Annotated in this window: 9 protein-coding genes, 1 tRNA gene and 2 pseudogenes; 7 read left to right on the top strand and 5 right to left on the bottom strand. The window is 65.0% G+C overall.

The window, feature by feature from the left end; all coding sequences use genetic code 11:
* From ACFE99_RS17870 to ACFE99_RS17860, 3 genes are all read right to left on the bottom strand, one after another.
* Positions 1 to 558, bottom strand: a 558-nt coding sequence (locus ACFE99_RS17870; protein WP_375487601.1) for a PE family protein, incomplete at its 3' end; no start/stop codon positions are given.
* 298 nt (positions 559 to 856) lie between these two features.
* Complete coding sequence (locus ACFE99_RS17865) at positions 857 to 1000, bottom strand: hypothetical protein (protein WP_375487599.1); 144 nt, start codon at positions 998 to 1000, stop codon at positions 857 to 859.
* A gap of 690 nt (positions 1001 to 1690) precedes the next feature.
* Positions 1691 to 2032 (bottom strand): DUF732 domain-containing protein, encoded by a 342-nt coding sequence (locus tag ACFE99_RS17860; protein ID WP_375487597.1) that lies wholly within the window; start codon positions 2030 to 2032, stop codon positions 1691 to 1693.
* 103 nt (positions 2033 to 2135) lie between these two features.
* Between ACFE99_RS17860 and ACFE99_RS17855 the strand changes: the two genes are divergently transcribed.
* The 6 genes and pseudogenes from ACFE99_RS17855 to ACFE99_RS17830 form a co-directional block, all read left to right on the top strand.
* Positions 2136 to 2209, top strand: a tRNA-Leu gene (locus ACFE99_RS17855).
* Positions 2210 to 2475: 266 nt separating this feature from the next.
* Positions 2476 to 3174, top strand: coding sequence for a sensor domain-containing protein (locus tag ACFE99_RS17850; RefSeq protein ID WP_375487595.1), 699 nt, complete (start codon positions 2476 to 2478; stop codon positions 3172 to 3174).
* Positions 3175 to 3681: 507 nt separating this feature from the next.
* The gene (locus ACFE99_RS17845; protein ID WP_375487593.1) at positions 3682 to 4704 is read left to right on the top strand and encodes a YncE family protein; all 1023 of its coding nucleotides are present in this window, start codon (positions 3682 to 3684) and stop codon (positions 4702 to 4704) included.
* Between the two features lie 161 nt (positions 4705 to 4865).
* Positions 4866 to 6497, top strand: coding sequence for a long-chain fatty acid--CoA ligase (locus tag ACFE99_RS17840; RefSeq protein ID WP_375487591.1), 1632 nt, complete (start codon positions 4866 to 4868; stop codon positions 6495 to 6497).
* An 84-nt stretch (positions 6498 to 6581) separates the two neighbouring features.
* Positions 6582 to 7451, top strand: a complete 870-nt coding sequence (locus ACFE99_RS17835; RefSeq protein WP_375487589.1) for a class II glutamine amidotransferase — start codon at positions 6582 to 6584, stop codon at positions 7449 to 7451.
* Between the two features lie 2 nt (positions 7452 to 7453).
* A pseudogene (locus ACFE99_RS17830) lies at positions 7454 to 7844 on the top strand (patatin-like phospholipase family protein); the annotation flags it as partial.
* A 234-nt stretch (positions 7845 to 8078) separates the two neighbouring features.
* Here ACFE99_RS17830 and ACFE99_RS17825 read toward each other — a convergent pair.
* On the bottom strand, positions 8079 to 9167 hold the full coding sequence (locus ACFE99_RS17825; protein ID WP_375487587.1) for a patatin-like phospholipase family protein: 1089 nt from the start codon (positions 9165 to 9167) through the stop codon (positions 8079 to 8081).
* A 110-nt stretch (positions 9168 to 9277) separates the two neighbouring features.
* Positions 9278 to 9724, bottom strand: coding sequence for a lipoprotein LpqV (lpqV, locus tag ACFE99_RS17820; protein ID WP_375487585.1), 447 nt, complete (start codon positions 9722 to 9724; stop codon positions 9278 to 9280).
* A 112-nt stretch (positions 9725 to 9836) separates the two neighbouring features.
* Between lpqV and ACFE99_RS17815 the strand changes: the two are divergent.
* Positions 9837 to 9975 (top strand): annotated as a pseudogene (locus ACFE99_RS17815) (cysteine dioxygenase); the annotation flags it as partial.

Below are 9975 nucleotides of genomic sequence, written 5' to 3'. Positions count from 1 at the left end.
GCCCTGGCCCGCGGGTTCGGCCGCGCCGGCCAGGGCCGCGCTTTCGGCGCCCTCGGCCGGAACGGCGGTGGGGCCGTTATTGCTGGGAAGAAGACCGCCGCCGGTTAACGACCAGAAGTCCGACGCGGCCGCACCCCAGTTCCCACCGTTGATGTTCAGAAGGCTGGCGGGGTTGTTCGACAGCAGGCCGCCATCGGTGTATGCCGGTGTTCCGATGATCGGACTTAGAAGACTCAGAAGACTGGGCGGATCGGCCGCAGCACTGGTCGCGGCCTGGTTGGCCGCCTCGGTGGTGCTATAGGAACCGGCGCTGGCGCCAAGGGTGTTCACGAACATCTGGTGAACCGCCGTGGCTTGAGCGCTGACCTGCTGATACCAGGTGCCATAGGCGCTGAACTGCGTCGCCTGCAGCGCTGACACTTCGTCCGCAGCCGCGGGAACGACGCCGGTCGTCGGGGCGGCGGCCGCCACGTTCTGGGCGGCCAGCGCGGAGCCGAGAGCCTCGAGCTTGCCCGCTGCGGCCTCCAACGCTATGGGCAGTGTGGTCACGAATGACATCCGTCCTCCTCAGGGAAATAGGGGCCGGCCTTGAGTGGCGCGGCCGCGGTGATCACAGGGGGGTGTCTGATAAGCGGTTTCAGGTTGCTAGCCATTGGTCGTGTCCGGCGGTCTAAGGCGGATGGGGCCGTTGCATCTTCAAGGTCAGCGGGGTGCGTGGCGTAACTTGATTCGGTCCGGGTATCGATGCGAAAGCCAACGGCTTTGCGTGCCAGGCAGCTTCGTCGTAAGCGCTTTTTCGGCGATCAGAGCGCGCTGGCCGCCTACAACGGGGCCGCGCTGGTGGACTCGGCCGCCGTTAGTGCGGAAACGTCGTCGGCCGTTGGGGAAACGACACCTTTGCCCCGGCGGCCGGGTTCCGGGCGGCCAGCGCAGAGCCGATGACCTGCATACTGCCGACGGCTCCCGTCAACACACCCGGCTGTGTAGTCGCGAAGGACATTGCCCCCTCCTAACGCGCAAACAAAGCAGATCCCTAAATGGGTCAGCCACTGTCGTGCTAGCGATGCCACGCTCCACGGTTACTCCCAGGCAGCGGTCAGTGAGTGGTTGTTAACGGCTTTTTAACGCACGGGGCGGGTTTGCTGACATAATCATGACGCTCGGACGGACTTGCGAACATCTGTGGGATTCCCGCGAGCGCCGAGTGGCGGCCACTGTGCCCGCTGTCACCGACCCCGACGCCTGTCCAGGCCATGCGGTTTTTCGCTGCGGCAACCGAGGCAGGCCCTTTGCAACTCCGGTGAGGCTTCCTTAACTGCCGCTTAACGGGAGGCGAGTTGACGGACGCGGGGCGGGCCGACCCGAGCGCCTTCGCGCAACCCCGCGGCAGCTCAGCCCGCGATCTCCGTGAGGCCACACCAGCAATCTTCCTACCGCCGACGAGTGGTCGACGATGACGTTGGTGACCTCCCGCAGGCCTGCCCGCCGCCGCGCGTGCGGTGAGTCCGCCCTGGCCCCCGGCTGAGCCAGCTGCTTGGCCGCACAGCGGGGGGCCTGGCATGGGCACTTTCGCGGCCGCCGTGGCTAGGCGGCCGGCTGGCGCGCCCGGCCGGAGACCGATCAGGAATCGACGCGCACCAATGGAGCGGTCACCGAACGGACTACCCAGCGCCCCAACGGTTTCGGGGGACTATGGGTGAGCTCCGGGGGTGGGTTGAGCAGCGGTGTTCAGGTCGGGGCAGTAGTGCGCGACGGCGTCGGCCACAAGATATCTGGCTCCTTGGGCAGTCAGCTTCGGGTTTTCCGATTGGATCCGGTTGACCAGTTCGTCCGCCGGGCGTCCGGCATGAAGTGCCGCGCAGACTTGCTTGGCGTAGTTGACGATCCGCTCCGGGTCTGTATAGGTGACATGATCCTGATCAAGGGCATGCAGGAACGAGCTGTCGGTCTCGTCGGCGTACACCGCGCCGGCACCAAGCCATGTGATCGTCGCTACGGCAGCGATGCACAACCCGGCGACTGCTCGTTGCATGGCGAGATGCTACTGCTTTGACCGGTTGTCTTCGAGGTGGAGCATCAGCAACGAGTGGGCGCGCTTGAAGAAAGCCCGGCACATATACGCTCTCAACTGCGAAGCCCCCATAGCCCAATTGGCAGAGGCAGCGGACTTAAAATCCGTCCAGTCTGGGTTCGAGTCCCAGTGGGGGCACATCTAGTGGGCCCTGACCGATGGCGTGGCGCACGACAACTACGCGTGGCAAATCCACACTTTGCACGCCACCTCAGCTCCTCTGCGCAGTCGCGGGTTGATTCCGCAAACTGTCGGCATCTGGTCGAAATCGCATGTTGCCGCAAGGAATTAGCGATTCCTGGCACTATTCATCTCCGGTGACGGTACGCTCATAAACACGCAAATTCTGACTAGCAGGGCTGCGGGACTAATGCGCCGCGCTGATCGGTCGGGTTACGGCGGGGATGCGGGATGAACACATGCGCTATCTGAGAGCCGCAGGCGCCATCGCAGGCATCTGCGTTCTCACCGCCGCATGCGGCGGCAGCAATCACGACGCCGTCAAGCCGACCACGACCAAATCGAAGCCGCCGCCTGCTATTACAGAGCCGGGGTTGAAGGGGTTGCTGCTAGCCCCCGAAGACGTGAGCGCTGTTATGGGGGCAGGCGAGTTGAAGGTGACGAGATATCGCACCGAGATGTCTGACGACAGCGCCACGATGGAGCCTAAGGAATGCCTGGCCGTGGACGGTGCGGCGCAGGAAAAGGTCTATGCCGGCATCAAATACACCGGTGAGCGCGATGAGACGCTCCAAGAGGGCGATAACTTCACCCACTTTGTCGAGCAGGCGGTGGTGTTGTTTCCCTCCGCCAAGCAGGCCAGCGCCTTTGTCGCCGCCTCGGGACTGCAGTGGTCAGCCTGCCACCAGTACACCCATACCCAGAGCCACACCGTGTGGGACGTGGGGCCGGTATCCAACACGAATGGCATGCTGAGCACGACGGCCACTCAGGAGAACGCCAATGCTGGCGGCTGGGGCTGTGGACGGGCGCTGACGGCCCGGAACAACGTGGTCATCGACGTCAACACATGCAGCGCCGATCCGAAGAACTCAGCTGTCGAGATCGCCAGCCGGATCGCAGCCAGAGTCCCGAACCAATAGGGCCGTCGTCAGACACAGCCATCGGCGCTCGGTCGTCGAAGTCGTCGTGCACCGCGTGCAGCCCGACGGGCGAAGAGCTGTCCGCCGGCGCCACGAGGCGACTTTCTACTCATGTGACCTTCGCCTCTTTTTTTCGAGCCGATGCGAAAAAAATCTTAATTTTCACATCACCACACAGGTCGCACACCAGATTAGCGAGCAACATCCAAAGGCCTGCAAAAGCACATTCTTGTGTTCGCTCTGCGTCGATCGACTTTCAGGCAGCGATGGGCGCCTAAGCGAACCCTGAGGTTTCGCGGCCTGACCCCTGGAGTCGGCGGCCAAATGCATTCCTTTTGTGGCGAATTCGGCCGCTAGACTCGGCCAGAAGCGGTGCCGCACTAGTCCCGAAACCTTGTTTAAGCAGGACATATTCCGGTCGTCTTGCTGCGGCGGCCCATTGTCGCCCGACGTTAAAGCGCGACGAATACAGCAAAGGCTGGTGTCAATGTGAGCAATGTGAATTATGTGAAAAGCTCTCTGGGCGATAATGCGTCAGCCGCCGATGTCGGAACTGCGCTGGCTTACTCCGCCGTGGCAGGAATGGCCCTGCATCGCGGACCCATCAGCGGCATTCTCGCGAGCCCTGACGGTACTCGGCTGATACTGAGCAACTATGGCGACGACAGCGTGTCGGTCATCCCCATTGGCACCTGGGCCGAAGTCAACACGGTGACGGGGATCAACGAACCGTTCGCCCTCGCCATGAGCGACCCCCGCTACGCGTACATCAGCACGGTGGCACCGGCATACGACGCCATCGTGGTCATCGACTTGGAAAGCAACAGCGTCGTCGGATCCTTCCCCGTGGACCTCACCTTGACCGATTTGGTAGTGAGTCCCGACAGGAGACATGTGTATGTCAGCCGCACCGGGGCGACGGGCGCCGACGTCGCCGTCCTCGACACGGCGACCGGCCGGGTGGAGTCGATCGATATCGCCGCCTCACCCGGCACCAGCACAGCATGCGTGCGCATGACGCCCGATGGCCGGCGTCTCTACGTCGCCGTCCAGCGGCCGTCTGGCGGCGAAGTCGTCGCGATGGACACCCACCTCCGGCGGGTCATCGACACCGTCGACATCGGTTGGGCGATCCGCGATGTCGCGATAAGTCCAGATGGCCGAGCTGCCTATGTCGTCAGCAGCGGCGCGGACTTCGGCGCGGTCGTCGACGTCATCGACACTCATACCAACAAAGTCGCCAGCACCCGCAAGCTGAGCGAGACCGGGGGGTTGGTCACCCAGCTGAAGCTCAGCAGCGACGGCGACCGCGGCTACCTCGTCAGCGATGACCGCGTCGCCGTTCTGTGCACCGGGACCCATGACATCATCGGCGTCGTCACCGTCGGCAGCCAGCCGTCATGCGTCGCGGAAAGCCATGACGGCAAGCACCTCTACGTCGCGGAGTATTCCGGCACGGTCACTGTCGTGTCGATTGCCGCCGGCGGCGTCGCTGATCGGTCCCACAGACGAGCGCACCGCGCCGCTTGAGCAGGGCACTCGCGAAGTGCCTCAGCTCGAACCTGCATTGACCTAGCTAGGGTTGGTTGACCTTCGCTTCTCGCGGGAACCACTAACAATTGCCCGCCTCGGCGCTAGCATTCGCGCGACTGGACATGAAGCGACGCTGGGAACGATACCGGGGGCCGTCGATGCACAGCACAATGCAGAACTTCCCGTTGACGATCACCGCGATCCTCAGGCACGCCTCCGGCGTCCACGGCGCGCGCAAGGTCACCACCGCCACCGGCGACGGCTATCGGCAGTGCACCTACCGTGAGCTCGGTCAGCAGGCGGCGCGGCTGGCGAACGCGTTGCGCCGTCTGGGCATCACTGCAGACCAGCGCGTCGCGACGTTCATGTGGAACAACACCGAACACCTGACGACCTACGCGGCGGTGCCGGCGATGGGTGCGGTGTTGCATACCCTCAACATTCGGCTCTTTCCCGACCAAGTCGTCTATATCGCCAACGAAGCCGAAGACCAAGTGGTCTTGGTCGACCTATCGGTGGCCCAACTGTTGGCGCCGATGCTGCCCCGCCTGGAGACCGTGCACAGCGTGATCGCGGTAGGCGAGGGGGACACCGCGCCGCTGGAACAGACCGGCAAGACCGTGCTGCGCTACGACGAAATCATCGCCGGCGAGTCGGCCGAGTTCGACTGGCCCGACATCGACGAGGACTCCGCTGCTGCCATGTGCTACACCAGCGGCACCACCGGCAACCCTAAAGGCGTTGTGTATAGCCATCGTTCGAGCTTTTTGCACACCATGGCGGCGTGCAGCGCCAACGGAATCGGTGTCGGATCCAGCGATTGCGTGCTGCCCGTTGTGCCGATGTTTCACGCCAACGCCTGGGGCCTGCCGTATGCGGCGCTGATGGCCGGCGCGGATCTGGTGCTGCCCGACCGCCACTTGGACGCCAGGTCGCTGATCGACATGATCGAGAAGCTGCGGCCCACGATTGCCGGCGCGGTCCCGACCATCTGGAACGACGTCCTGCACTATCTGGACAAGGAGCCCGACCACGACCTGTCGTCGTTGCGGCTGGTTGCGTGCGGCGGCTCGGCCGTCCCGCTTTCGCTGATGCGCACCTTCGAGGAAAAGCACGGCGTCCAGATCCGACAGCTGTGGGGCATGACCGAAACATCGCCGATGGCCACCATGGCGTGGCCGCCGCCGGGAACCCCCGAACAGCAGTACTGGCCGCTACGAGCCACGCAGGGCCAACCCGTATGCGGGGTGGAGGCCCGCATCGTCGACGACGACGACAACGTGCTGCCCAACGACGGCGAAGCGGTCGGCGAACTGGAGGTGCGCGGTGCGTGGATCACCGGCTCCTACTATCGCGGGCATGACCCGTGGAAGTTCGCCTCCGGTTGCTTGCGCACCGGCGATGTCGGCCGCATCGACGAGCGCGGCTTCATCACACTGACCGACCGCGCCAAGGACGTCATCAAGTCCGGTGGGGAATGGATCTCGTCGGTCGAGTTGGAGAACTACTTGATCGCACATCCGGAGGTGGTCGAGGCCGCGGTCGTCGGCGTACCCGACGAGCGCTGGCAAGAGCGGCCGCTGGCCGTTGTGGTCCTCAAGGAGGACGCTTCCACCGAGGCCGCCGAACTGCGAAAGTTTCTGGCGGACAAAGTGGCCCGTTGGTGGGTGCCGGAACGGTGGACGTTCGTCGACCAGATTCCGCGCACCAGCGTCGGCAAGTACGACAAAAAAGCCATTCGGGCCAACCACGCCGAGAACGCGTATCAGATCACCGAGGTGCGGGACTAGGCCCAGCAGCCGCGAAAGCACCCGACCTCGTGCCGAAATGGGTGCGTATGTGTCTTCTCGGGGGCAGTCGCTACGGTCGACACCATGTGTCGACTGTTTGCATTGCACGCCGGGACGGATGTCGTGACCGCCACCTTCTGGCTGCTCGACGCTCCCGACAACCTGGCCGCCCAGAGTCGGCGGAACCCGGACGGCACCGGGTTGGGGGTCTTCGACGCCCAGGGCCGCGCGGAGCTGCACAAGCAGCCGATAGCGGCTTGGCAGGACCGTGATTTCGCCACCGAAGCCCATGACGTGACCGGCACCACCTTCGTCGCACATGTGCGATACGCAACGACGGGCGCGCACGACGTGGTCAACACCCACCCTTTTTTGCAGGACGGCCGCATCTTCGCGCACAACGGTGTAGTCGAGGGCCTCGATGTGCTCGACGAGCGGCTGCGCGAGCTCGGCACCGCCGACCTGGTGTTGGGCCAAACCGACTCTGAGCGCGTCTTCGCGTTGATCACCGCCTCGATCCGCGCCCACGGCGGCGATGTGCCGGCCGGCCTGGTCGACGCCATGCAGTGGCTGGCGGCCAACCTGCCGATCTATGCGGTCAACGTCCTGTTGAGCACAGCGACCGATGTCTGGGCGCTGCGCTACCCCGAGCCGAACGAACTGTATATCCTCGACCGCCGCGAATGCCCGCCAGAGGCGGGTTTCCATATGCGTACCAACCGAATCCGTGCACAATCCGAGCATCTGGACACCCGTTCGTCCGTGGTGTTCGCCAGCGAACCCATGGACGACGACCCGCGCTGGCGCCTGATTGCGCCCGGCGAGCTGGTGCACGTCGACGCTGCGCTGCAGATCAGCTGCGATATGGTGCTGCCCGACCCGCCGCGCCACCAGCTGCGCCGCGACGATTTGAGCTCAGCGGTGCAGGCGGCGCAGCACACGTCGGCGCGCTAACCGTGACCGCAAAACGTGGGCTCGTCCTGGCAGGTGGTGGAGTAGCCGGAATCGCTTGGGAGACAGGCGTTCTGCGCGGCATCGCCGACGAGTCGCCAGACACGGCGCGAATACTGCTGGATTCCCATGTGCTGGTCGGGACATCGGCCGGCTCAGCGGTCGCGGCGCAGACCAGCAGCGGGGCTGGCCCTCGAGGAGTTGTTCGCACGGCAAGTCACCGCGACGTCAGCCGAGATAGATCCGGGTGTCGGCACCGACACCATCACCGAGCATTTCCTGACCGCCGTGACTCAGCCGGGTACGACGCGCCAGAAGCTGCAACGGATCGGGGCCATCGCCGCGGCGACCGAAACCGTTCCCGAGCCGGTTCGCCGCGAGGTGATTGCCCACCGCCGGTGATCTCGGTGTCTTCCGACACTGTCCAGCCGAAAGATGCGCCGCCCCAATGGGTGCGGAACGTGATGGAGGCTTCTCGGTCCGCACGTGCGCTGGACAGGCCGGCATTGCTGAGATGCAGTGCCTCCCACTGCGCCGACTCCAGCGGCCAACTGTTTTCGGCTCGAACCTCGCTTCCATGGACGATCAGCGGCTGCGGCGTCCGGAGAAGCGCGTCGAACCATGCCGCGGTCAGTTCTCGATCGGCGGCGGTGCAGCTTCGTCGGCGTTCAGGCTGTCCAGCGCGCGGGTGGCCAGCCTGCGGCCGACTTCGATCACCTCGGCCGCACGGTGAAATTCCAGACTGCGGCAAACCGACCTGGGCACCTCGATCAACAGGTCGGGTGGATAGGCAGCGATGGTGTGCCGCGCCAGCGCGGCCTGGGCAATGTCGATGGTGCGGTTCATCACCTCGAAACTTCCCAGCTTGGGCACTTCGGGTGGTTCCCCGGCATAGTCAAGCGGCTCGTCGACGTCGGTCAGCTCGGACTCGTCGTCAGGTTCGGGAATTGCGGCGCCGAACCGGCTGAGCACCGCCCGTGCCGTCGGCCGGTCCAAAAGCGACCGGGCAGCATTGGTGTCGAACAGCGCCGAGGTGCTGCGCACCATGCGGTTCAGCCACTCGGTCGTGGCCCGGGGCTCCGACTCGCGGCCGCCGTCGGTCTCGCTGCCGCTCAGGCTGACTGCGATCGTCAGGTCCGCGTTGACTGCCGCGATCGGCGCCATCGGCAGCGGGTCGAGAATCCCGCCGTCGGCCAGGAGTCGCCCGTCGGACACGTGCGGTGCGATCACACCCGGAATGGCGATGGAGCCTCGGATGGCCTCATCGACGGGGCCGCGCTGTAACCACACGGATTTGCCGGCCAGAAGATCCGTGGCCACTGCGGTGTAGGGAATCGGGAGCTGCTCTATGGTGACGTCGCCGAGGATGTCGCGCACCGCGTCGAGGATCTTTTCGGCCCGCAGCACTCCTGCCGAGGTCAGCGACGGGTCCAGCAGACGCAGGATGGCGCGTTGCGTCAGCGACCTAGCCCAATCGGCAAATTCGTGCAGCTTTCCGGCCGCCTGCAGCCCACCCACGAGCGCGCCCATCGACGAACCGGCGATCCCGACGATTTGGTACCCGCGCTCTTGCAGGTCGTTGATCACCCCGATGTGGGCGTATCCGCGCGCACCACCGCTGCCCAGGGCCAGCGCAACCCGCGGCCGTGATGAGTTGCTTACTCGAAGCGCAGCGGGCTGCGATGCGCCGAGCGAACGCACCGGATCAGCGACGGCCATCAGTTCATTCTGCGCGCCGCGACTCCTTCTTTGGCCGTCTCGTCTCCCGGCCGCGCCAAATTCGCCGCTTTTCTTTTATCCTTGATTATTATTGTGGGTCGTACTTTTTGTTATCTGTATTGGTCGTCGGCAGCTGCCTGTACCGCGACGATCACCGCCGCTTGCTGCCCCGGCGTCAGCTGCGCCCACGGCCTGTTGAATGTGCCCGTTCCCGGCTTGGCGGTCGGCGATTGCACGGTCGCCAGATACGGCTCGATCAGAGCGTGCCGGTTGCTGCCGCGGCTGGCCATCCACTCTTGGGCAGCGCGGCAGGCCAGGCCATATTCGTCCTGGGATGAGTCCGCGGGCACGTCGACCTTGGTGGTGACTCCCCCCGGTGAGACCCCGATGGCGCCGGGCGGTGGCGGGCTCGTCGCCGGCAAGGGCGCCCACGTCGTGGGCGCAGCCGAGCGGCCAGCGGTGCCGCCGTGATCTGCTGAGGAGCAGCTTGCGGTCACCGACAATGCGGCCGCAAAAACCGCGGCCCACAACAGCGGGCGATATCGACACCAGCGCACGCAGTCAATCTATGCAACACTGGCTGCCGTGATGGAGCGCGCCACAGTTCTGGAGTGTTGTCGGCCCTGACGCATCGCCGACCCCAGATCCGTCCATCCCTCCGGAGTTCTCATGGTTCTCGCCAGCCCTGTCGCGCTGCGGACATCCACCATCCCGTCGGTTTCCGGGCCCACCCGGCTGCGGGTGCCCGACCTGTTGCATGCCACCGACCAGGCCGCCGACGACGTGCTCAGCGGGCACTACGACGACC

Origin of the sequence: uncultured Mycobacterium sp. (assembly GCF_964249325.1) — a bacterium.
Classification (GTDB): domain Bacteria; phylum Actinomycetota; class Actinomycetes; order Mycobacteriales; family Mycobacteriaceae; genus Mycobacterium.
This window is presented reverse-complemented; position numbering and strand designations above follow the sequence as displayed.